This is a genomic window from Alkalihalobacillus sp. TS-13, assembly GCF_019720915.1.
In the GTDB taxonomy this organism is placed as follows: Bacteria; Bacillota; Bacilli; order Bacillales; family Fictibacillaceae; genus Pseudalkalibacillus.
Window position 1 is genome coordinate 295,343 of the sequence record NZ_JAHKSI010000002.1, and the last position, 23,061, is coordinate 318,403.

Annotated in this window: 20 protein-coding genes; 11 read left to right on the top strand and 9 right to left on the bottom strand. The window is 41.9% G+C overall.

What is annotated here, in order from left to right:
• Positions 1 to 193 precede the first annotated feature (193 nt).
• Positions 194 to 955, top strand: a complete 762-nt coding sequence (locus KOL94_RS18205; RefSeq protein WP_221568022.1) for a sulfotransferase domain-containing protein — start codon at positions 194 to 196, stop codon at positions 953 to 955.
• Positions 956 to 1,404: 449 nt separating this feature from the next.
• Here KOL94_RS18205 and KOL94_RS18210 read toward each other — a convergent pair whose 3' ends face one another.
• Positions 1,405 to 1,710, bottom strand: coding sequence for a hypothetical protein (locus tag KOL94_RS18210; RefSeq protein ID WP_221568023.1), 306 nt, complete (start codon positions 1,708 to 1,710; stop codon positions 1,405 to 1,407).
• A 309-nt stretch (positions 1,711 to 2,019) separates the two neighbouring features.
• Between KOL94_RS18210 and ytvI the strand changes: the two genes are divergently transcribed.
• On the top strand, positions 2,020 to 3,051 hold the full coding sequence (ytvI, locus tag KOL94_RS18215) for a sporulation integral membrane protein YtvI (protein WP_221568024.1): 1,032 nt from the start codon (positions 2,020 to 2,022) through the stop codon (positions 3,049 to 3,051).
• Positions 3,052 to 3,482: 431 nt separating this feature from the next.
• A complete protein-coding gene (locus tag KOL94_RS18220; RefSeq protein ID WP_221568025.1) occupies positions 3,483 to 5,675 on the top strand; it encodes a PAS domain-containing sensor histidine kinase in 2,193 nt (730 codons plus the stop codon).
• 34 nt (positions 5,676 to 5,709) lie between these two features.
• Here KOL94_RS18220 and KOL94_RS18225 read toward each other — a convergent pair whose 3' ends face one another.
• Positions 5,710 to 6,588 carry a DUF6454 family protein gene (locus tag KOL94_RS18225; protein WP_221568026.1) on the bottom strand — a complete coding sequence of 293 codons (879 nt, stop codon included), beginning with the start codon at positions 6,586 to 6,588 and terminating at the stop codon, positions 5,710 to 5,712.
• A 265-nt stretch (positions 6,589 to 6,853) separates the two neighbouring features.
• Here KOL94_RS18225 and KOL94_RS18230 point away from each other — a divergent pair, with 265 nt between their 5' ends.
• Together KOL94_RS18230 and KOL94_RS18235 are read left to right on the top strand one after the other, a co-directional pair.
• Positions 6,854 to 7,270 carry a MarR family transcriptional regulator gene (locus tag KOL94_RS18230; RefSeq protein ID WP_221568027.1) on the top strand — a complete coding sequence of 139 codons (417 nt, stop codon included), beginning with the start codon at positions 6,854 to 6,856 and terminating at the stop codon, positions 7,268 to 7,270.
• A 68-nt stretch (positions 7,271 to 7,338) separates the two neighbouring features.
• A complete protein-coding gene (locus tag KOL94_RS18235; protein WP_221568028.1) occupies positions 7,339 to 8,958 on the top strand; it encodes an MDR family MFS transporter in 1,620 nt (539 codons plus the stop codon).
• A gap of 680 nt (positions 8,959 to 9,638) precedes the next feature.
• Here the strand turns inward: KOL94_RS18235 and KOL94_RS18240 are convergent.
• The gene (locus KOL94_RS18240) at positions 9,639 to 9,890 is read right to left on the bottom strand and encodes a hypothetical protein (protein ID WP_221568029.1); all 252 of its coding nucleotides are present in this window, start codon (positions 9,888 to 9,890) and stop codon (positions 9,639 to 9,641) included.
• 343 nt (positions 9,891 to 10,233) lie between these two features.
• On the opposite strand from KOL94_RS18240, the gene KOL94_RS18245 reads away from it, so the two are divergent.
• The 6 genes from KOL94_RS18245 (at position 10,234) to modB (ending at position 17,146) form a co-directional block, all read left to right on the top strand.
• Positions 10,234 to 11,751 (top strand): glycine betaine uptake BCCT transporter, encoded by a 1,518-nt coding sequence (locus tag KOL94_RS18245; protein WP_221568257.1) that lies wholly within the window; start codon positions 10,234 to 10,236, stop codon positions 11,749 to 11,751.
• Between the two features lie 78 nt (positions 11,752 to 11,829).
• The gene (locus KOL94_RS18250; RefSeq protein WP_221568030.1) at positions 11,830 to 12,702 is read left to right on the top strand and encodes a phosphotransferase family protein; all 873 of its coding nucleotides are present in this window, start codon (positions 11,830 to 11,832) and stop codon (positions 12,700 to 12,702) included.
• A gap of 262 nt (positions 12,703 to 12,964) precedes the next feature.
• A complete protein-coding gene (locus KOL94_RS18255) occupies positions 12,965 to 13,231 on the top strand; it encodes an alpha/beta-type small acid-soluble spore protein (protein ID WP_221568031.1) in 267 nt (88 codons plus the stop codon).
• Between the two features lie 655 nt (positions 13,232 to 13,886).
• Positions 13,887 to 15,419, top strand: a complete 1,533-nt coding sequence (locus KOL94_RS18260; protein WP_221568032.1) for a carboxypeptidase M32 — start codon at positions 13,887 to 13,889, stop codon at positions 15,417 to 15,419.
• Positions 15,420 to 15,690: 271 nt separating this feature from the next.
• Positions 15,691 to 16,467 (top strand): molybdate ABC transporter substrate-binding protein, encoded by a 777-nt coding sequence (modA, locus tag KOL94_RS18265; protein WP_221568033.1) that lies wholly within the window; start codon positions 15,691 to 15,693, stop codon positions 16,465 to 16,467.
• A 10-nt stretch (positions 16,468 to 16,477) separates the two neighbouring features.
• Positions 16,478 to 17,146 (top strand): molybdate ABC transporter permease subunit, encoded by a 669-nt coding sequence (gene modB, locus KOL94_RS18270; RefSeq protein WP_221568034.1) that lies wholly within the window; start codon positions 16,478 to 16,480, stop codon positions 17,144 to 17,146.
• Positions 17,147 to 17,231: 85 nt separating this feature from the next.
• Here modB and KOL94_RS18275 read toward each other — a convergent pair whose 3' ends face one another.
• The 6 genes from KOL94_RS18275 to pxpB are packed head-to-tail and all read right to left on the bottom strand — an operon-like array spanning position 17,232 to position 23,044.
• Complete coding sequence (locus KOL94_RS18275; RefSeq protein WP_221568035.1) at positions 17,232 to 18,539, bottom strand: purine/pyrimidine permease; 1,308 nt, start codon at positions 18,537 to 18,539, stop codon at positions 17,232 to 17,234.
• A complete protein-coding gene (locus KOL94_RS18280; protein WP_221568037.1) occupies positions 18,540 to 19,331 on the bottom strand; it encodes a putative hydro-lyase in 792 nt (263 codons plus the stop codon).
• A 21-nt stretch (positions 19,332 to 19,352) separates the two neighbouring features.
• Entirely contained in the window at positions 19,353 to 20,540 is a 1,188-nt protein-coding gene (locus KOL94_RS18285; RefSeq protein WP_221568039.1) for an NRAMP family divalent metal transporter, read from the bottom strand.
• A gap of 10 nt (positions 20,541 to 20,550) precedes the next feature.
• Entirely contained in the window at positions 20,551 to 21,321 is a 771-nt protein-coding gene (locus KOL94_RS18290; RefSeq protein ID WP_221568040.1) for a LamB/YcsF family protein, read from the bottom strand.
• Positions 21,318 to 22,328, bottom strand: coding sequence for a 5-oxoprolinase subunit C family protein (locus KOL94_RS18295; RefSeq protein ID WP_221568042.1), 1,011 nt, complete (start codon positions 22,326 to 22,328; stop codon positions 21,318 to 21,320). Before KOL94_RS18295 ends, KOL94_RS18290 begins: the two co-directional genes overlap by 4 nt.
• A complete protein-coding gene (gene pxpB, locus KOL94_RS18300; RefSeq protein ID WP_221568044.1) occupies positions 22,325 to 23,044 on the bottom strand; it encodes a 5-oxoprolinase subunit PxpB in 720 nt (239 codons plus the stop codon). Before pxpB ends, KOL94_RS18295 begins: the two co-directional genes overlap by 4 nt.
• Between the last annotated feature and the right edge of the window lie 17 nt (positions 23,045 to 23,061).

A 23,061-nucleotide genomic window follows, 5' to 3' on the forward strand; every position in this document is an offset into this window, starting at 1 on the left:
CTCGTTGCCCCATTTCAAAGTTTTTGAATTAAAAGATTACGATTCTATTAAAAACAAAAACGATAAAGTGTACAACCGCATTTCATGAAGTTTTTGTAAAGTTAGGCCTTATCTCACAGATGGTTGTCCAAACCGTTCTCCACCTGCTACATAAGATATATATGACTATTCTTCGGAAGAAGGTAATGATGAAATGACCCAACAACCTCATACGCCGATCCAACCTTTCTTTGCGAATTCCATTCCAAAGAGCGGCACACATTTATTAAGACCATTAATAGAAGGTATTCCATCCATAAAGCATCAGGCTTTCATTTACCCTGGACTCATCCATCAACTCGACGAGCACAGGAAAATCCTATCTTCGATGCCAGCCAATCATTTTGCGAATGGACATCTCCACTACTCTCCCCAATATGCTCTGTTGTTCAAACAGCTGAAAATGAAACAGATTTTTTTATACCGTGACCCAAGAGACATCGTTGTTTCCTATGCCTACTTTTTCATGAAGTTCAAGGGTAAACCGTACGAGCGTTATTTCAGTGAGAACAATATGAATGTCAGGAGCAGATGTCTGGCCTTGATCAATGGATTCAACAACTCTTACGCGCATCGGTCGAACATCAAGCAGTTCTATGAGCGGTTTATGGGCTGGTTGTCTGAGGAAAATATTCATTTGGTCTCTTATGAGAGTCTTGTTCATTCAGCAGAATCCCAACGGAATGAACTGAAAAAGATCCTCCGATTCTTGGATATTGAAAAAAGACCGATGAAACTCGACGAAATTGCAAAAAAGATGCAAGCCAATGTTGATCCAGCAAAATCACCTACATTCCGTAAAGGACAAGCAGGTAACTGGCAGCAAGTGTTTGATGAGGAAATGAAAGCACAATTCAAAGCAGTTGCAGGCGATCTGTTGATTCAATTAGGTTATGAAAAAAATCATGATTGGTAGTGGTTCACGAACTTTATAGAGATCGCTACGTTCGTGCGGGATAGCATGTAAGTCGATGGCCTTATGGTGAACATCGAAGTCAGTACATCCAGGTGATGAGCCTTTCCAAAATCGATATTTTTATCCGATTACGGGAGAAAAACAGAATAATTCGGGCATTTTTGGAGGGTAATACTGCGGGATTGACCGTAAAGAAGGAAAAATGACTAGTCAACTTATATGTAACTCTGATTATCTACAAAAACAAGGATCAAATTACAAAAATTTGAAATTACCTACAAAAACATTCCTCTGACTCAAAAGCATTATCATATGTAAAGAAAACTTGGCAAAGCCAAGCCTTCGCGCAGGCTGAGCCTTAGTTGCGCTTATATAGGAGAAAGTACTTTTATACTTTCTTTAAGTGTAAAAAAGCCTCTTTGAATGTTTCGTTCAAAGAGGTTTATCTTTTAGCAAGTTCTATTTGGTTGTTCAGATAATAAAAATAAGGTCTTTTTTAAATAAAAGTACACATTTTGGAGTTTCAAGGTTGTCCCTTCAATCCGATCGACTTCTTTTTCTGTTGCGACCGTGATCGTAACCCTTGCCTCTCCATTGCTTTCAATCGTCCCGTATATCTCGTCGGTCGTAAAATATACGGTTCTCCCTTCACTTACCTGTGAACATAAATCCTCGAATGATTGAATATAGGTTTTACTTTCGCTTTCCAACAATGTTTTGTTCATCTGAGCAAAACGTTCTAAACCAATGTTCAACATTCTCCCCCCTTCTTGCTATACTTGTAGAATAACAGAAATTGAGGAGAAGTTATTGTATAAATTGACATAAATCGCATCAAACTAAAGAAATAGTGTTATAGAAACAGTCCTTTCTATTCATAAGAAAATGGAATTCAGCTCATTCACATAACTATATTACTATAAAATACCTATTTTAAATTTACATCGTTGTTTGTATTATAAATTTTTCAGAATAGATGTTCTTTTCGTTTATACACGGTATAATGATAATAATTTATATTCGACAGAAACCTCTCTGGTTTTTGTCTTTAAGGAGACACGAAGTTGGAATTGAAGAAATACATCCCGTTCCTATTACTCATCGGACTCATTATTTTCCTGATTCCTTATAGTATCCCGCTTGTATTGGCTCTTTTGACTGCTGTCCTGTTAGAGCCTTTTGTGAAGCTGTTGATACGCTCGTTTTCCATTAAGCGTGTGTGGAGTGTGACGATCGCGTTTACCCTCTTCCTTGCATTGATGGCACTTGGGTGTTATTGGGCTGTTACGACACTAGTTGTCCAGATTATTGATTTTACTGAACAACTACCGGAGTATGCGCAATATATCTTTGAAAACGTCGAAGCCCTTATTTTCCAATTACAACAGTATTATCAGGAGATCCCACCTGAATATGTTTCTACAATCCAGGATGCATTGAATGATCTTCGTCAATTTTCGGTCGACTTCCTATCCAATATCGCAAATGGTTTGGTTGGATTTCTTACAGCTGTTCCAATACTGCTCATCAAGCTTCTTATCTATTTGGTGAGTTTGTTCTTAATCAGCCTGGATCTCCCCAAAATTCATGCCGGGTTTCTCAACATGTTTTCAGATGAGGCGAAAGAAAAGGTGCAGCTGGTACTCAATCAGCTTTCATTCGCATTTGTCGGTTTTCTAAGAGCGCAGTTAATCTTGAGTTTTCTTACATTCATCATCGCGTGGGTCGGGCTTCTGATCCTCGATGTAAAATACGCCTTGCTCCTTTCATTGTTGATTGTCCTTGTAGATATCCTTCCGATATTAGGAACAGGTTCGTTTCTCGTACCCTGGGCCTTGTACAATCTGTATGTCGGTGACCAACGCTTAGCCATCGGGTTGCTCGTACTCTTCTTGTTGATTACGATCTTCAGAAGGATCATCGAACCAAAAATTCTTGGATCGAGTCTAGGAATCAGCGCATTATCAGCATTGGCCAGTCTTTACATCGGATTCGCCTTGCTGGGCATAGTCGGTTTGATCATCGGGCCAGCATTGGTCATTATCATTAAATCCCTTGTCAAAGCTGGTTTCCTGAACGTAAAAATTGATTTTTAAGAGGACTGTCCTAAAAGAAAAATGTCAGACATCTCCATCACAACATTATATATAAAACCACGATTTTTCTTTAAATGTTGTTAAGTACGGAGTGACTCAGACACTTTTGGGACAGCCCTTTTTTTTTGCTGTTTTTTAAAAGTTTGTTGCTAATGGAATGTTATAAAGAAAGATGCTAAAACCTTTTGGCAGTGGAAATATGCGAGAGCCCGCAGAAAGCGAGTATATTACCATATAAAACAATCTATGCAAAAACAGTCTTTTTTTAGTTGTCAGTACTTTTCCCCAATTAAAACGAATAGGTGAAAGCGGATCCTCTTTATGACGAGATAGTAATTAAATGCAAGATTGAAGAAGGAATGTGTCTTACATTAAAAGAATGCTTTATTATGATGACTTTTGTCGAGGGTCCGGTCAGGGGGTGTAGTTAATTGAAACCATTTGAACATTCAATATTGGATAGTTATCCGGAGCCCTATATACTTCTAGTCCTTCCTGATGACCAGCATGGGCACATCAATTACCTCAACGAGGCAGCAAGAGAAGCCCTCCACTTGGATAAAAGCTGTATCGGAAATTCTCTTGAAGATGTGTTCCTCAATGCAAAAAAATTAATAGAAGCATGCAACGAAGCAATAGAAAACGGTCATCCGGTTATACTCGAACACTTTTCGATATCGCAACAAGATCTGATGTTCGAAGCGGTGAAATTTGCACCATTAAGCCCAAAAAGCGGTGTGAACTATTGCGGTGTGATTTTAGATACTCCCTATAAAGCGACGAAAATGATGACCGATGATCGTATGCTGCAATCTATTTTTCTCTCTACGCCAAATGCGATCTTGATCCAGAATGTAGATGGTGAAATATACAACATCAACCCTGCTTTCACGGAGATGTTCGGATGGAAGGATTATGAGTTGATTGGAAATTCAGTTTCCCTTTTTCCCTCAGGATATGAAAATGAGTATGAAGAAATCGTTCGGCAGCTACGGAAGAATGATACCTACTTAATACCAAATACCAAGCGTGTACACAAAAACGGAACCATAAAAGATGTGTCGATCTGTTATATGAACATTTACAATCACCGGAGGGAAAGGATTGCAGTTGCACGGTTATATATCGATATTTCTAAACAGATCCTATTCCATGAGAAATATCTTGACCAACGGAATTCCTATCAGCTGATCACTGAAAATATGAAGGATCTTGTAGCAATCGTTGATTTATCAGGTAAGTTTGTCTATACATCACCTTCACATTTAGATATCACCGGTTTTTCTTCTGAATCTTATTTGAACATGAATGTTTTCAGACATATCCACCCTCATGACAGAAGACATGTCTTTAAGCAGATCCAACAATTGATTGAAGCTGGTCGTTCTGCAAAAGCTCAAATTCGGTATAAACATGCGAGCAAAGGCTACATATGGATTGAATTGATTGCTTCTCCTTTGTATGAAAACCAGGCACCTTATGAAAAATTTGTGATTGTCGGACGTGATATTACAGAACGGAAACATTCAGAGGAAGCTTTACGTGAAAGTGAAATGAAGTACCGGTTGATTCTGGAAAAGACGTCAGATTTTGTGGTCACCTTCAACCAGCATGGAGAAGTCCATTTTGTTTCTCCTTCTTTACAAAACTGGCTGAAAAAATCGGATCTTTCAAACATGTATCGGTTTATGGATGACTATGTGCTGAAGGATGAACGAGACTTATTGTATGATATCATCCATCAAGTGTTCAAAACAAAAAATGCTGACCAGATCGCTTTTACAATCGAAAAGGATGGAACAACATATACCTTTGACGCGATTCTTACTCCGTTGATTTCGAATGAGTACACGAAGTATTCCGAAGATATGATTTTGCTAATCGCCAGAGATATCACGAAACGTCTCGAAGATGAGCATATTTCCATGCAACTGGAGAAGATGTCGACTGTTGGTCAGCTTGCTGCCGGTATTGCGCATGAGCTGCGGAATCCGCTGACAAGTGTGAAAGGATTCATCCGCATGATCAAGGACGAAATAGACGATTCTCTTCTGAAAAGTTATCTCGAAATCATAGGCGGTGAACTAGATAGCATCGAACGGATCGCTGATGAATTCATGGACCTCGCTAAACCGCATGTCATCAGCCTTGAAGAGACTGAATTACATGAAATCGTAGACAGCTGTGTACGATTATTCGAAGGAACCGCATTTTTACAAGGGATCAACATGGATGTTGAATATTTAAATGAACAGCAAATACTCCTGAACTGTCAAAAGAATGCCCTTAAACGGGTCTTTATCAATATCATGAAAAATGCAATGGAAGCGATGGAAAAAGGCGGAGAATTGAATATCAAAATTCACGCTCGGGATCCATATGTAGAGCTTCTCTTCATCGATTCGGGTAAAGGGATCGAAAAAGAACGTTTGAAATATATCGGGGAACCTTTTTATTCAACAAAAGAAAAAGGAATCGGGCTTGGTCTGATGATGAGCCGTAAGATTGTACGTGAGCATGGAGGGAGACTTTCCATCGAATCTGAATATAATGAAGGAACGACGATTCGGATTATCCTTCCCCTTCTTTCTGCAAAATCGACTGTAAAAAACATAACTAATTAAAAACAGAGCGCCTTTGCTGGCAGCCCTGTTTTTTTCATTTCAACTTTGCTTCATATACCAATAATGAAGTCTGATCATCATCTGGCACTGCGAATAGTTTCAAGCTGTCTTTTGTTTTTTCCACAAATACTGGATTTCGTGTGATCGTATGATTTTGTGGTGAACGTTGTGTAATCGGAATCTCATGTTTGATTTCCTTAGATTTTCGATCCAACAGAGCCAATCCCCCTAATTCATAAACATCATCGCCATTTGGCAATTCAGCTATACCGCTGCATAACAAATTATTCTCATCCACACCTTCACAGTCCTGATAATCTATGAAATGGCTTGGATTCTCTTTGATAGCTTTTTGTTTTCCATTTTCATTCCACTCATAAAAATCTCTTGAACCCCAGTTGACCCCATATAGTTTATTGTTCATTTCGTCACTCACAACTCCACCAATATGATCATCCACCTCAAAGGCTTCTTCGATTTTTTTCGATTCCGGATTTATTTTATAGATAAGAGATTTGCTGTCAGGTCTATATTCTGCGACAGGCACCCAAATCGATTTTCCATCAATAGCGATTCCACCCGGATGATACATATCGCCTTCACCCAACTTTAAATCTTCAATCAAGTTACCTTTTTCATCCACAATAAATAGATGCCCGACTCCTTTACCTGCTGAACGATCATATCCATCCTTCGGTTCCTCGTATTTTTCAGGTTTTTCAATGATTTCGACGGATGAAATGTAGAAACGGTCACCAATTTTCGCCATTCCCTGAGGATGATGGATGTTAAAGTCCAAATCCAATTCTTCAACCTTCTTCCAATCAGTATCTCTGGACAGATTACTGAATTCTTCAGACAATCCATCTGATAATTTGCTCTCATCCGGTGATGCCAAAACAGTCGAGACCATGGTAAATAAGATTATTGCAGTAATAGATACGGCAAATATACGTATATGCTTACCTCCTGATTTTATATTGTAATGAACGAGCTCGTCGTAACCAGCCTAGCCGAAATAGTAGGTGGAAAGGAAGATTGTTTTTAAAAACCTAACCAAAACTTTAGAAGGTCAATATAGGTGTAACACAAAAAATAAGGATTGACTTTTTTGAAAATCAGCGTATAATGAATTGGGTTAATAGTTAACTAAGTTAAATATATGTGTGGTGAATTAAATGCACAACCGAGAAGAGATGATCGACTCAATGGAAAAATCCTTTCGGAAATTGTTTCGGTCACACCGAAAACAGATGGCGGACATTCTAGGGAAAGAGGTTACTGCCAGTGAGTTCATGTTCCTTCAATTTTTAAATGAATTTGGCCCTTCTAGAGTCTCTGACTTAGCTGATGAATTCAAAGTGAATTTAAGCCATGTGACAAATGTTACCGATAAACTCGACTCGAAAAAATTCATTACCAGGCTCAGGAACAGGAGTGACAGAAGGATTGTCGAGCTGCAGATCACGTATGAAGGCTCAGCAATTCTAGAAAGAGTCGGGATAAAGCGTAGTGCTTATTACAAGCAACGATTCAAGGATTTAAATGATGATGAGATCCAACAGATGATGAGCTTATTTACAAAATTCCGTTGAAAATTTTTTTATTGTATTTTAATTAACTTCATGAATATTTCTACTAACGAAAGAATAGGAGTGTAAACATGGAACATTTAGATCAAAAATCCAAACTTACAATTATGATCGCCATCATGGCAGCAATGTTATTTGCTGCATTGAACCAGACGATTGTCGGTACGGCCTTGCCAAGAATCATCGCTGATCTTGGAGGAATGCAATATTTCAGCTGGGTTTTCACCGTCTTCATGCTTGCTTCAAGCATAACAGCCATACTAGTCGGTAAACTCTCAGACATCTATGGCAGAAAACCATTTATTTTGATTGGTATTGGCGTCTTCATGCTTGGGACTTTCTTATGCGGACTTTCAGATACCATCATCCAGCTTATTGTTTATCGGGGTATACAAGGATTAGGGGCTGGAATGATCATGTCAACGTCTTTCACAGCAGTTGGAGATCTGTTCTCCCCTCGTGAACGTGGTCGTTGGCAAGGGATCATGGGTGGTGTTTTTGGACTTGCAAGTGTTTTCGGACCGACACTTGGCGGTTATATCGTGGATAACTTCGATTGGCACTGGATCTTTTGGGTATTTCTACCGGTTGGAATTCTCGCGTTCGTGCTTATATGGAAGTTATTCCCTACAACCGAAAGAAACCCATCTGAGAAGGTGGATTATCTCGGGTCCATTTTCCTGACGTTGACAATCCTCCCGATGCTATTGGCATTTTCATGGGCTGGAGAGGCGTATGCTTGGAGTTCACCACAAATCATTGGTTTATTCATTTCCACTGTGGTTTCCTTGATTTTCTTCATACAAATCGAACGAAAGGCAAAGAGTCCTGTTTTGCCGTTGAGTTTGTTTAAAAATAGCATCTTTTCATTATCGAATATTATTGGATTCATTTTAGGAATGGGTATGTTCGGAGCCATCATGTATACGCCTTTCTTTATTCAAGGTGTTATGGGTACCTCAGCTACGAAATCGGGATTCATCATGATGCCGATGACCTTGGCGATGGTAACGGCATCTGCCATAGGCGGACAAATCATAACCAAAACAGGTAAATATAAAAAGCTCGCGATTATCGGGCTGCTCATCATGAGTGCTGGTATGTTTTCATTAGCTCAAATGGATGAAAGTACTTCTAACTTGATCGCTGTAACCAATATGATTATCGTCGGTCTAGGTCTGGGATTAAGTTTCCCGGTGTTTACATTGACGATCCAGAACGCTGTCAGCCATAAATTCCTTGGAGTTGCAACCTCCTCAGCACAGTTATTCAGACAAATCGGAGGAACGATCGGTGTCTCGATCATGGGTACAGTCATGTCGATTTCTATGAAAAATGAAATGGAGAAAGCTGCAGGCGGCAATACTAGTCAAGCGTTTGCTCAGAATCCAGAAGCTGCGGCAAAATTTGAAAAGCTTCAAGATCCCCAAGCTCTCATGGACCCTGAAGCATTAGAACAAGTACGGTCTACTGTGCCTGAGAATTTCTTAGGTATTTTCGACCAAGTCCTCGGGATTTTAAGAACAGCATTGAGTCACTCATTAAGTCTAGTCTTCTTGACTGGCTGCATCGTTATCGCTTCCGCTGCCATCTTGACCTTCTTCTTAAAGGAGATTCCATTACGGACCAACAATAATGAATCCACTGATGAAAATGAGGAAAGAGTCGAGCTTAAGGAAAGGTCAGTTTAGAGAGGGTAGAGTTTCCTAGAGATTATTTTTCTTTATACTCGAAGATGTTTGCAGGGCATTGTACGTCTCGCTTAACTTGCTTCTCTCGCAGGAGTATCATACATCTGGTTCATTCAGCTTCTTATTTTTATCAGCACAAACTTGTAGATTTTGTTTAACACAGCAAAGCGATAACTTCACAAATTCGACAAAAAATAAGCCCCCACGAATGGAAGTTCGTTTTAGAATAGTATGGTGAGTGGACGAACCGCTCGATAAAAGTAAAAACAAAAGCTGCATGGCTAACCTCAGATGGAGAGGACCTCCCCTAAATATTGTTGGAACATTTGGAACAACCGACCGATGCTAAAATGTTCTCTTCCCTCTCCACTAGGCTAGTGCACAATCTTTTGAAGGGTGAATGATTGGTGATTCACCCTTCTTTTGTTTTTGGTATTATTTACAAATAGATATGTTTCGGTCTATAATTTGGAAAGCCATACTTTCATTTCTAATGGAGGTCATACTATGTTTAAATTCATCAAACAATTCGGTGCGGTGACTTGGGCCACAATTGTTTTCATCAGCACCCTCATTACCTTCGGACTCAATAGAAAATTAAAGAAGAAAAAATAACGCATTTCTCACCTGAAAAAAGACTTCAATGGCATTGGTCCATTGAAGCCTTTACACCTCATAAGCTATTGTTTTATGGAATTCGCCCTATCAATTTTTATTGATGAGCCGAGAATTTCTGCAGATTTGATTTCTTTCACTTTGCGAGCACGCTTATCCACTAACTCCTGCAATTCCCCTGCGGATACCTCTTCAGGGATGTCCAGCAATTCTACATAAAATTCTTTACTGCCCTCCACCATGAAGTCAATCGTGATCTTTGCGGTCAATTCCAATCGAATCACCCTTTCACCATAATTATCATGTTTTTTGCCCAAATATGTATTCTCTCTTTTTCCTATACAGGAGGTATTTTAATATATTGTACGAAGGAAACCTGAAAATGTTTCATAATAAAAAATTTTTCAGAAATGTATAATATTTTAAATCCATTGTACGCTTTTTTTTAAATAATAACTACAATCAATTTTATTTTTACTGTTTTGGTTTGTCTTTTACAATTTATAAATGCCCTATTTTATAATTCTAAGATAATGCCGATAATTTTATACATTAAATTTTAAATTTAAGTTAAGAATTTTTTCTAATGGGTATAGCTAATAGTATATGCACTTTTAGTCACAGCAATAGTCTAAAAAGGAGGAAAACAAATTGGAGAAGATTAGAGGAAAGGCTCCTCACAAGAATGTAGTGTTCTGGGTATCATCCATTATCGTTTTCTTGTTTGTTTTATGGGGGGCCATTTCACCTAAAAGCCTAGGGGATAATGCAGGATCAGTGTTTGATTTCACTACATATGCATTTGGCTGGTTTTACTTGATTGCCGTCTTTTTCTTTACGATGTTCTGTTTGATATTAGCGATCAGCCGTTACGGTAAAATACGTTTAGGTGGAGATGAATCAAGACCAGAATATCCTTTCTTCACTTGGATCGGTATGCTTTTCAGTGCTGGATTCGGGGTTGGACTTGTGTTCTGGGGTGTGGCTGAGCCAATGAGTCACTTTTTCGAGCCACCTATGGGCATTGATGGCCAATCGGAACAAGCAGCAAGAGTTTCAATGCGCTATTCATTTTTCCACTGGGGAATCCATCAATGGTCAGTTTTCACTGTAGTCGGTCTAGCGTTAGGGTTCTTCCAATACCGTAGACAGGAAAAAGGATTGATCAGCACCACGTTCAATCCGCTCATCGGTAAGACTGGTAAAACACCTCTGAGAAGGACTGTGGATATCCTCGCAGTAATTGCAACAATCACTGGTGTAGCAACGTCACTTGGTTTTGGTATCCTACAAATCAATGGCGGTCTTAAAACCGTATTCGACCTGCCGAATAACGCAGTCATGCAACTGATCATTACTGCAATTTTACTCGTTATGTATCTAACATCTGCGATGACGGGAATAGACAGGGGAATCAAATGGCTCAGTAACCTGAATTTAGGACTGGCCTTATTCTTGATGGTAGCGATGCTGATCATGGGACCTACTGTATTCATATTGAACAGTATGACTTTAGGGATTGGTGACTATATATCCAAGTTTTTTGAAATGAGTTTCCGGTTGACTCCATACACCGGCGGAACATGGGTCAGGGATTGGACGGTCTTTTATTGGGCTTGGGTCATTGCCTGGTCTCCATTCGTCGGTTCATTCGTAGCACGTGTCTCTCGCGGCCGTACAATAAGAGAATTTGTTTTTGGCGTATTGATCGTCCCACCGTTTCTTGCAATTGTTTGGATCGCAATCTTTGGTGGAACAGCACTGCATCTAGATCTCTTGCAAGGTACGGATATTGCAGGTTTGGTAAATAAGGATGTAACGACAGCATTATTCGTCACGTATGAACAGCTGCCATTTTCATTTTTATTCTCGTTGCTTTCAATCCTGTTGATCTTTACGTTCTTGATCACCTCTGCAGACTCAGCAACCTTCGTTCTAGGCATCATGACAACGGATGGCGACTTGAATCCTGGAAGATTCGTTAAATTCATCTGGGGCGTTCTGATGGCGGCAATTGCAGCCGTCCTTATCATCAGCAGTGGACTACAAGGATTACAGACAGCATCCTTAATTGCAGCGCTGCCATTTACAGTCATACTGATCCTCATGTGTCTGTCCATCATCAAAGTGGTTAGGAAAGAACCGAATCTAAGACATAAAAAACGGAACATCCAGTAAATGTTACCAATTCTTAACCCCTAAATAAAAGGAATGTGATCCCTCCTAGTCGAATCATTGATTCAGGGAGGGATTTTTATGTATTTGGAACCATATCTGAAATGTATCACGTCATTTTACCCTTCGCTTGAAATCCATACGATTCATTGGAACCATTTTGGAGAAAACAACGATATTCTTTTTCTTAATAATCAGTGGGTGTTCCGGTTTCCTAAGCATGATAAAGCATTGAAATCTCTGCAGACTGAGTGTGAGCAGCTGACTTATGTACGGCCATACATCACCCTTCCAACTCCTGAACCGGTTTTCGTAAATACAGATACGAACATTTTGGGTCAGGCATTTTTCGGATACCCATTGATCCCTGGTGAGCCACTTTACGCAGAAACCTTAGAAGAATCATCTCCACAAATTCAAGAATGTATTGCACAAAAGTTAGCTCAATTTTTGTGTGAACTGCATGCGATTCCTACAAAAGATGCTCCTGGCAGGACTGTAACCAATGAAACAGCTTATGACTACTGGGTTAATTTATATGAGAAGGTCAAACAATCTTTGTTTTCATATATCAGGCTTGATAAACAACAGCAAATTTCGCGTCACTTTGAAACATTTTTGAACAATCGATTGAACTTCGAATTTACCCCGGCGATCATTCATGGGGACTTTGGCATTTCCAATATCCTATTTGACGATGAAGCAAAGTGCATAAGCGGTATTGTGGACTTTGGAAGCAGCCATGTAGGAGATCCTGCGATTGATATTGCAGGTTTGTTGAAACAGTATGGCATACAATTCGTCGATATGTTGTCTGAATTCTATCCAAACCTGGAAACGTTAATTCCTAGAGCAAGGTTTTATGCCGGAACATTTGGCCTGCAAGAAGCGTTGTATGGCTATCAGTACAAAAACCAAGAATCTCTTGAGAATGGTTTGAAAGAATATGTATAAAACTGATTCTTTCCACGGATATCTGCAAGCCTCCTAAGCTCCCTTGCACAGGATGTGTTGACTTCTTACATGTACACTAGCATCAATCTTTTAGAAAACAACCATGTATAAAGGTCAATTCATCATTAATTCTGCTCATTCGTGTACATACTAAGTGTAACGAAATTGGATTGGAAAATGCCTTTGTTGCATGTCCATTCATTTCATGAAATGTGAGAAAGAATCCATTTTTCCTTTCTCGAGTGAAAAGGAGGCGAATCTAATGGCGAGAAGGCGCAGACCCCTGGTTCCTGAAGCTAGGGAAGAACTCGACCAGCTTAAAGTCGAAGTCATGAAAAAGAAAGGGTATCAGATCGAGGACCCTGACCAGACCAAGTTTGAGGTCGCGAAAGGTCTTGGTATACCTTTAAAAGAAAAAGGCAATCAGAACCTGAGTTCTCATGATGCCGGGCGTATTGGCGGTCAAATCGGGGGAAGCATGGTTCATGAATTGATACAACGCGCAAAAAACCAATTGAATAGACAGTGAATAGCAAGAGACTGACCTGTACGTCAGGCTCTTTTTTATGTTTCTAAAAGTTTGTTGCGAATGGAATGTTGTTAAGAGCTAAAACTTTTTGACGGGTAAAACATGCGAGTCTCCAGCGGGAAAAGCAAGCTAAACGAGACCCCGCAAGCGAATTAAGGATCTTCGACTATTATGATGAACTTCGACTAATTACCACCACGTCCTGCGCCTGCGGTTACTCGGCGCAAAACTGCAAAAAGGATGGAATAAAAGTCTGTGGTCCTGTGGTGAACGTCGAAGCCAGCATAAAGAAATCTCATAGCAGACACGAAAACGGTTTTTTTGTGTTGAGATCCTGTGCAAGTGAGCTTAGGAGGCTTGCAGATTTTGGGCTTATGTATGGAAGTGATGTATAGCTCAGCGACCAGTCACTTGGATCACTTCAAACTTCTTGTGGCGGCGAGAGCCTCCTCGTCAGCCTTTCAGTGACCTGCGTGACTAAACAGGTCGCTTCCGCTTTTCTTGTGCCCGCGGAAAGCGAGTATATTTTCCAGAAACTACAATCTATACGAAAACAGCCATTTAAAAAATCTGTTTCGTCACTCGAAGGATTTCACCCCCTAGAGAAAGAATACCATTAGTAGGAAAAATATTTTACTCGTGGGAGGGTTTTTGGATGGCACAACAAGTATTAGACGAAACAGTACAACAGGCAATTAAGCAGTTCACGGAAATGGATGAGAAAATTTGTCACTTCACTAATATATTGGGACTGCTTGGATGGGATGCGCGGACTTATGCCCCTAAGAAAGGAAAACCGATCTTTGCAAAAGCAAAAGGGACACTTTCGACAGAGACCTTTAAGCTATCCGTTTCAAAGGAAATGGGTGAATGTTTAGGTACTCTTTCACAGCCGGACGTTTTTGAGCAACTAGACCCTGATACCAGGGCTTGTGTAAGGGAACGGAACAAGGAATATGACAAGTCCAAGCAAATCCCTTCTGATGTATACAACGAATATGTTATCCTGGCTTCCAATGCAAATGATGCATGGGAAGAGGCACGTGCTAAAGATGACTTTTCCCACTTTCAGCCCTATTTAGAAGAAATGATCGAAATGAAACGCCGCTTTGCAGAGTATTTCGGATATGAAAAACATCCTTACGATGCCTTGCTGGATGAATTCGAACCAGGTTTGACTGTGGAAAAGCTCGACCCGCTGTTTTCTGATTTGAGGAAGAAGAGCATCGAGTTATTGAACCGTATTCAACAGTCATCCAGAAAGCCTCGTACTGATATTTTCAATCAAAATTATGATGTAGAAAAGCAAAAGGAATTCGCACAATTCATCATCGGTAAGCTTGGGTACGATCTTAATGCTGGTCGTCTTGATGAAACGACTCACCCTTTTGCGATGGGGATCAATACGGGAGATGTTCGGATTACCACGCGCTACGAGCCTGAAAATCCTCGAATGGCCGTGTTCGGTACAATCCATGAAACAGGTCATGCCCTTTATGAGCAAGGTGTGAACTCTGATTATGAAGGTCGAGTGATCCGGAGAGGTGCATCATTTGGAATCCACGAGTCTCAATCTCGATTCTTGGAAAACTTCGTCGGACGTACGAAAGAGTTCTGGACATACTTCTACGATGATATTAAAGCGCATTTTCCTCACCAATTAAGTGCCGTGTCCCTAGATGAATTTTATCGTGCAGTGAACTGTGTCGAGCCATCGCTTATCCGGGTTGAAGCGGATGAACTGACGTATAATCTGCATATCATGCTGCGTTATGAAATTGAGAAAGGTTTGATCGCTGGAGATATCGAAGTGAAGGATCTGCCGAAGATTTGGAATGAAAAGATGATGGATTATTTAGGTGTGATCCCGCCATCCAATCGACTAGGTGTACTGCAGGATGTGCACTGGTCCCACGGCGGTGTCGGCTACTTCCCTTCTTATTCACTCGGCAACTTATACGGTGCGCAGATTTTAAATAAAGTGTTACAGGAATTACCGGATTTCTACGAATTGATTCAAAACGGAGAGTTCATGAAGATCCGTGAATGGCTTCGTGAGAATGTCCACCAATACGGAAAGCTCTATACTCCGGGCGAACTGATCAAAAAGGTGACCGGAGAAGACCTTGATGCGAAGTACCTCACCGACTACCTCGAAGAGAAATTCACCAAACTTTACGATCTTTAAGAAGCATTGAACGACGCGAAAGGGCGACTCCCCTTCCGCGTCGTTTTTATTTGGTGAGCGGGTGCCAGGCACCGATTTGAATCCCTTCTCCCACAACGCTTCTCAGGTGGTGCCAGGCACTGATTTGAATCCTTACTGCCCCAACGACTCTCAGATGGTGCCAGGCACCGATGCCGGCACCGATGCCCCTACTCCATTTGTTTTTAGGGCAGGTAGGTCACATTTTTGATATAGTAGACGGAGAGTATATGTGTTATTGGATGTGACGAGTGTGAGGAAGTACTTAATTCTGTTAGCTGCTTTATTTATAGCGCTTTTTGGTTGCCAGGGGCAGTCGAATGACAGTAATCGAAAAGTTGAGGTGTACGTTTTAGCTGCTGCAAGCCTAACCAATGCTATGAAACAAGTTGAAAAAGAGTTTGAGGATACCCATCCAGATATCGAAGTGATCACGAGTTTCGCCTCTTCCGGCACGTTGCAGCGTCAAATTGAACAAGGTGCCCCAGCAGACGTTTTCATCTCTGCATCTAACTTTGAATTTGACCGATTACGAAAGAAAGAGCTAATCCATCCTAGCTATTCGAAAACTATTTTATCCAATGAATTGGCTTTAGTAACGAATAAATCACTTAATGTCGATATCCAAAAACCCGAAAATCTTACAAGTGATCAAATTAAACGAATTTCGATTGGTGCCCCAGAATCAGTCCCTGCAGGAAAATATGCAAAAGAAACGTTGGAAAAACTTAAACTTTGGAAGCAGATTGAAAACAAAATCGTCTATGCTAAAGACGTACAACAGGTTCTTTCATATATCGAAACTGGAAATGTCGATGCCGGATTTGTATATCGATCCGATGCCAAAACATCGTCCAAAGTCAAAATCCAATCTATAATTGCGAGTGATTTACACTCACCGATTATTTATCCAGCAGGTGTACTGAAGAACACCCAACATCCAGAGGAAGCAAAACAGTTTTATGAGTATCTAAACAATAAGCAAGCTATGGAAACTTTTATAGATTTCGGCTTCAAGCCTATAGATTGAGGTTTTTATCATGGTCCAATCCTTTTGGTCTCCAGTTTATTTATCAATTACCATCGCAGTTACGGCAGGGACTATCGTGGCCATTCTAGGTATTCTGTGTGGCCGTTTGATGGCGAGGAAATCGTTCACTGGTAAAACAATGGTTGAAACATTCCTCATGCTGCCGCTTGTTTTACCACCGACAGTTGTCGGTTTTTTACTTATCGTCATTTTTGGAATCAATAGTCCTGTCGGCCAAATCATCAGCCAATTATTTGGACAATCGTTGATTTTTACATGGTGGGCTGCAGTCATTGCTGGAGTCGTCGTCTCGTTTCCACTTATGTATCAATCTGCGAAAACCGGGTTTGAATCAGTGGATTACGAGATTGAGGATGCAGCAAGGATCGACGGCGCTGGTAAGGTCCAGGTTTTTCTAAAAGTGACAATACCTCTCGCGTTGCAAGCCCTCATAACGGGCGGTGTATTAAGCTTTACGCGTGCGCTCGGAGAATTCGGTGCTACATTGATGTTCGCTGGGAACATTCCAGGCAAAACCCAAACTGTCCCGACTGCGATTTATCTTGCAATGGACTCTGGGAACATGGAGATGGCCTGGATGTGGGTCGCCTCCATAGTCGCTCTATCTTATATCATGCTCTTCGCCATCTACCGCCTCCCCCAAAGATCGCGTGCCTGACACCTAAACAAAACCCTTGTCCCGCAAGGACTCTGAAACGGTGCCAGGCACACAAATAAAACCCTTGCACAGCAAGGGTTCTGAATTAGTGCCAGACACCGATTGTTTTTCCTTTTTGATCTTTCGTCTTGTTCTTTCTTCTGATTGCTTGCTCTAAGATAATGCAGATGATTACGCCGACGATCATTCCATTGTTCAAGACTGAAGCTAATGCTGGATGGATACCCGCTAATGAGGCAGGTGTCAAAAACATCACACCTATTCCGATCATAAGGGAGAGGCTGATGATGAAGAGGCTGTGCTGATCTCTCTCCGCCTTCATATAAGCTTGCAATCCGATGACCAGCATATTCGAAAAGGCGAGCAACATACTCGCGTATCCGACTGGAACCGGGATTGAAGCGAAGAACATCGTAATGGCCGGAAAGAAGCTCAATATCAACAACAGCAAGCTGCCCACCACGAATGGAAGCCTCTCTTTCATCCGGGTCGATAAAATGAACCCTGCTGTATACGAGAGCGGAACCATTCCAATCGCAGAAAACACGCCCGAAAGGATTTGACTGATCCCCATTACAATGCCAGCCTGGTTGTAGCGTGAATCAGAGGTATCCTCCAAAACTTCCCCGACCACATCGATACTAGCGACAAAATTGATCAACAACAATAGGGTGACGACAGCAGATGTTACTACAATCCCTAAATCAAATACTGGTACTCCCCAAACGAAGACCTCAGGAAACGAGACCAGGCTTTGTCCATTGAACGGGATTCTCTTCTCGATATCAAACAAGATGAATAATAGCCAACCCACAGCGATTCCAAACAACACAGAATAACTCTTCAAATAAAACCAGCGGCTAGTTGCAAACAGGATCGTCACAAGTGCTGTCACTATTCCGAGGACCGCTACAGTTCCGTGAACTTCATTTGTAAAATAACCGACTCCTAAGATCCCTTTGATGAACGGTCCACTTATTTGGGTGACCAAAAGGATGAAATACGTTCCAGTGACGATCGGCGTAAAAATTCGTTTCACCTGTTCTATCACACGGAACACACTCAGTAAAATGAACAAGACACCACTGACGAGCATGCCCATTTCAATACTCCGTAAAACTTCGGAAGCATCAGCGGAAATCGTAGAACCAAGCCCCGCAAACAAAAGGAAGACCCCCCACCATAAAACTGCAGGACCTTCGACAATCGGTTTTTTATGACCGAAAAAGGCTTGCAGAAGCGATACGATTCCAATCACGAAAAAGGTTCGCTGAACAAAAGTTGAAATTTCCAATACTGACATACCAAATGCAGCACCGATCGTTAACGGTGCAACGACACTACCCGCGAGAATGAAAACGAACCACTGAAGCGAAGCTAATATACCCTTCACTTATAGGACCTCAAACTCTTCATCGGTCCAGTCTGTTATGAACATATGTCCAGGTGAGTGCGTAATCATCAACTCAGGTTTGATAGTCATTGCGATGTTTTGAGGTGTTACCCCACATGCCCAGAAGACTGGTATTTCCCCTTTTTGTACCGTTACCGGTTCTCCGAAGTCTGGTTGAGCCAAATCATGGATTCCAATTTGTTCCGGATGTCCGATATGCACAGGTGCCCCGTGGACAGAGGGAAATCTCGAGGTGATCCGGACCGCATCGGCTACATGACGAGCCGGGATCGGTCTCATACTGACGACCATGTTCCCATCAAAGGATCCTGCTCCGACACAATTCAAATTGGTCTTGTACATCGGTACATTGCAACCTTCTTCAATATGCCGCACAGGAATGCCTTTTTCCAACAAGGCATTCTCAAAAGTAAAACTACATCCTAAAAGAAAACCGACCATCTCTTCATCCCATAACGAAGCGATATCCGTCACTTCTCGGGTAAGAACCCCATTTTCATACACATTATACTTCGGCAAATCCACCCGCAAGTCAGCATCTGGAGCAGCCATCTTCGGAACCGGAGAACCGAGATCGGTCACATCAAGAACTGGACATGGCTTCGGATTCCTTTGGCAAAACAACAAGAAATCAAAAGCAAGGTCTCTTGGTAGAACAACAAGATTTGCCTGCGTGTAGCCCTGTGCCATCCCAGATGTCGGCTTGATCCACTCATTCGAGCGACACAACCGTCTCGCCTCGGCTGGACTTATATCACGATATTCCCTCATCTCTAACCCCCTCCTCCGAGATTATTGGAATAATTGCGGCAGTTGATCGATCATCGTGATGATACCCATGTAAGACATGGCAATTACGATGACTCCTCCAAAAACAGTCAACCATAAAGGATGTTTGTAGTCCCCGACAATTTTCCGGTTATATGCTGCAATCAGCATTACACCAAGTGAAATCGGCAAAATCAATCCATTCAAAGCCCCAGCAAGGATCAATACACTTACCGGTTTTCCTATTGATACGAAAACAAATGTGGATACGGAAATGAAGCCAACGATCAACCACTTATGGTATTTTTCCAGCTTTGGGTTGAAGGTTCTGATGAACGACACCGACGTATAGGCAGCACCGATGACCGAGGTGATGGCAGCCGCCCACATGATGACCCCGAAGATTTTATATCCAATGTCGCCTGCAGCCAATTGGAATACTGAGGCTGGCGGGTTTGATGGATCCAGGGATAAACCTTGCGAAACCACACCTAATGTAGCTAGGAATAGGAAAATCCGCATGATTGATGCGATCCCGATTGCGGAGACAGAACTCTTTGTCACTTCAGGTAGATTATCGACGCCTTTTACACCTGCATCCAGTAATCGATGTCCACCTGAAAATGTGATATAGCCTCCGACTGTTCCCCCGACTAATGTTACAATCGCGATGAAATCAATTTTATCAGGAACAAATGTCTTGACCGCCGCTTCTCCAACAGGTGGAGACGCAGAGAACATGACATAAACCGTAAGGGCGATCATGATGAAGCCTAAAACCTGTGTGAATCGGTCCATGACCTTATTCGCTTCACGTAAAAGAAAGATCCCGACAGCGATGATTCCACTCAACAATGCACCTATTTCAGGTGAAACGCCCAGCAAAACGTTAGAACCTAACCCAGCCCCTGCGATGTTTCCAATATTGAAAGCCAATCCTCCAATGACGATCAACAACGCTACGAAATAACCGAGTCCAGGTAAAACCATGTTCGCAATGTCTTGTGTCCTTCTCTCTGAAACGGCAATAATTCGCCAGATGTTCAGTTGTGCTCCGATATCAATGATGATCGATACTAAAATGACGAATCCGAAACTTGCTAACAATGCTTCTGTAAAGTAGGTTGTTTGTGTAAGAAATCCTGGTCCGATAGCCGACGTTGCCATCAGGAACGCCGCACCCAACAAAATACTTCTGTTTGACTGCTTCATCCCTTGCCTCCTATTTGTTGGTCATTCCAACCTTTTCTATGGTGATTCCTGCTTCTTTCAATCCAGTCCTGATGTTTCGGGCAAATGAGAGGGCGCTTGCCCCATCTCCATGAATACAAATAGTGTCCGCTTCAATTGGGATATCAATTCCCTGTAGGCACGTCACCTTACGTTCCTTTACCATCGTGACCACTTGCTGAAGGGATTTCTCCTCCTCTTCAATCAATGCATTCACAAGTTTCCGGGAAGTCAGCGAACCGTCCTCTTGGTAGGTTCGATCTGAAAAAACCTCGCTGGCTGTCCGGATCCCTGTCTTTTCACCAGCTTTGATCAACTCACTTCCAGATAATCCGAAGAGAATCAATTCTGGATCGATGCCATAAACCGCTTCAGCAATTGCCTCAGCAAGCGCTGGGTCTTTCGCCGCCATATTGTAAAGAGCCCCGTGCGGTTTTACATGTTGCATGACACAGCCTTCAGAACGAACAAACCCATAAAGAGCACCGATCTGATAGGTGACTAGGTCATAGGCTTCTTCTGAGGAAATCTTCATCTCACGCCTACCGAATCCCACAAGGTCCTGAAGTCCAGGATGCGCTCCGATCGCAACGTTCTTCTCCATTGCCATTTTGACGGTCTTCCGCATGACTGAAGGATCACCAGCATGAAACCCGCATGCGATATTCGCTGAAGTCACGTAATCAAGGATTGCTTCATCAGATCCCTTTACATAGGTTCCGAAGCTTTCTCCTAAATCACAATTCAAATCTACTGTATTCATTGGTTGAGCCCTCCTTCTCTCAGCTTCAAAGAAATTCCTTGTTCAAGCTGTTGCAAATGTCGTTCCTGCTCAAGATACAACGTTTCAGCCTCAGGATGGGTGATGAGCTTGAATCTGACTTTCTCCCCTGGTTTCAGCTGTGCGACCTTTGAATAATCAACTGAAGCGATCTGGGCAATTTTCGGATAACCTCCAGTTGTCTGGCGATCTGCTAACAGTGCGATCAAATTCCCTTCTGAAGGTACCTGGATCGTTCCGAACGTAACCGCTTCCGAAATCATTTCTACCTGATCTGAAAGCTCTAACCGCTCACCCTTGAACCGGAAGCCCATCCGATCCGATTGAGGAGTCAGCTCAAACTCAGTACTTGTAAATTTGGCCTGAGTTTCTTTCGTAAAATTGTCCCATTCCCGGCCAGGAATGACACGGAGAATGTCGTGCTTCTCCGCTTCTGTACTCCACTCTGAAGCTGAAAACCAATCTGATTCTACGTAAGACTGGTCAGGATCTGAAAGCTGTTGGAGAATATGATTCGCCTTCTCACTTCTTTCTCCTATTTTCAAACAGTCTCCGGCGTCCAATGCCCTGCCTTCAAAACCTCCGATTTCAGCGCGGATATATGTGGAACGGCTGTTCATGATCACTGGCACATCAATTCCGCCAGCGACTGCCAGGTATGAGCGACATCCTGCCGTACAGGCTCCAAACTTTAACACAGTCCCGGCTTTAACATAGATCGGACGCCACATTTTCACTGGCTCCCCATTTATCTTCGGAGAAAAGTCTCCACCCGTCATTGTGATCACCGTATCTTCCTGCAACTTGATTTCAGGTCCTTTCATTGTCATTTCGATAGCGGCTTCGTTGTTACTGTTTCCTACTAAAAGATTCCCGATTCGATAGGCCAGCTGGTCCATCGCACCGCTTACAATCACGCCGTAACGTTGATATCCATAGCGTCCAGCATCCTGAACTGTCGTCTGCAGTCCCGGTTTTACAATCTTCATCCCTGTTCCCCCTTCAATTTCTCGAATTCCTCTGATGAAATTGGATGAAAACGTATTTTATCCCCAGCCCGTAATAATGTCGGCGGGTCTTGTTTAATATCAAACAGTTTCAGCGGTGTTTGCCCGATCAATTGCCAGCCGCCAGGAGTTTCGATCGGATAGATTCCAGTTTGAGAACCTGCAATACCGACAGAGCCCTCAGGTATTTTCAAACGAGGGGACTCCTTCCGAGGTGCTGCAATTTTTTCAGACATACCTCCTAAATATGGGAAGCCCGGCGCGAAACCTATCATATACACCAGATAGTCTGCTTCCGTGTGGATGTCAATGACTTCCTCTTTGGTGAGGTTGTTATGTTTAGCGACAAATTCCAAATCTGGACCGAGTTCTCCACCATAACAAACTGGTATTTCTACAGTCCTGGTTTCGCCTTCGTTTTCTGCTCCAATCCGAGTCAATGCTTGTTCAATTGCATGACATACCAATTCATATGGAGATTTCTTTTTTTGCTCTTTACTTTCGTGAAGTACATTGAGTGGATCATAAAAGACCGTGACACTTGTAAAAGCTGGAACGAATTCAACCATTCCAGGCAGTGGTTGTTCCTCGAGGAAAATCGAGATATTCCGTACAAGAATATGAGTTTCTTCAGTAATTTTATCATCAAGATGTATAATGACCGCCGAATCCCCTAGAGGATGTAGTTCATACTTCAAATTAGCACCTCCATCTG

Coding starts and splice junctions, on each gene's coding strand:
- KOL94_RS18250 (WP_221568030.1), top strand. CDS start 11,830: ATGTATTTGGAACCATATCTGAAATGTATCACGTCATTTTACCCTTCG.
- KOL94_RS18290 (WP_221568040.1), bottom strand. CDS start 21,321: ATGAATACAGTAGATTTGAATTGTGATTTAGGAGAAAGCTTCGGAACC.
- KOL94_RS18225 (WP_221568026.1), bottom strand. CDS start 6,588: ATGGTCTCGACTGTTTTGGCATCACCGGATGAGAGCAAATTATCAGAT.
- KOL94_RS18255 (WP_221568031.1), top strand. CDS start 12,965: ATGGCGAGAAGGCGCAGACCCCTGGTTCCTGAAGCTAGGGAAGAACTC.
- KOL94_RS18230 (WP_221568027.1), top strand. CDS start 6,854: ATGCACAACCGAGAAGAGATGATCGACTCAATGGAAAAATCCTTTCGG.
- KOL94_RS18205 (WP_221568022.1), top strand. CDS start 194: ATGACCCAACAACCTCATACGCCGATCCAACCTTTCTTTGCGAATTCC.
- KOL94_RS18280 (WP_221568037.1), bottom strand. CDS start 19,331: ATGAGGGAATATCGTGATATAAGTCCAGCCGAGGCGAGACGGTTGTGT.
- KOL94_RS18295 (WP_221568042.1), bottom strand. CDS start 22,328: ATGAAGATTGTAAAACCGGGACTGCAGACGACAGTTCAGGATGCTGGA.
- modB (WP_221568034.1), top strand. CDS start 16,478: ATGGTCCAATCCTTTTGGTCTCCAGTTTATTTATCAATTACCATCGCA.
- KOL94_RS18285 (WP_221568039.1), bottom strand. CDS start 20,540: ATGAAGCAGTCAAACAGAAGTATTTTGTTGGGTGCGGCGTTCCTGATG.
- KOL94_RS18260 (WP_221568032.1), top strand. CDS start 13,887: ATGGCACAACAAGTATTAGACGAAACAGTACAACAGGCAATTAAGCAG.
- KOL94_RS18235 (WP_221568028.1), top strand. CDS start 7,339: ATGGAACATTTAGATCAAAAATCCAAACTTACAATTATGATCGCCATC.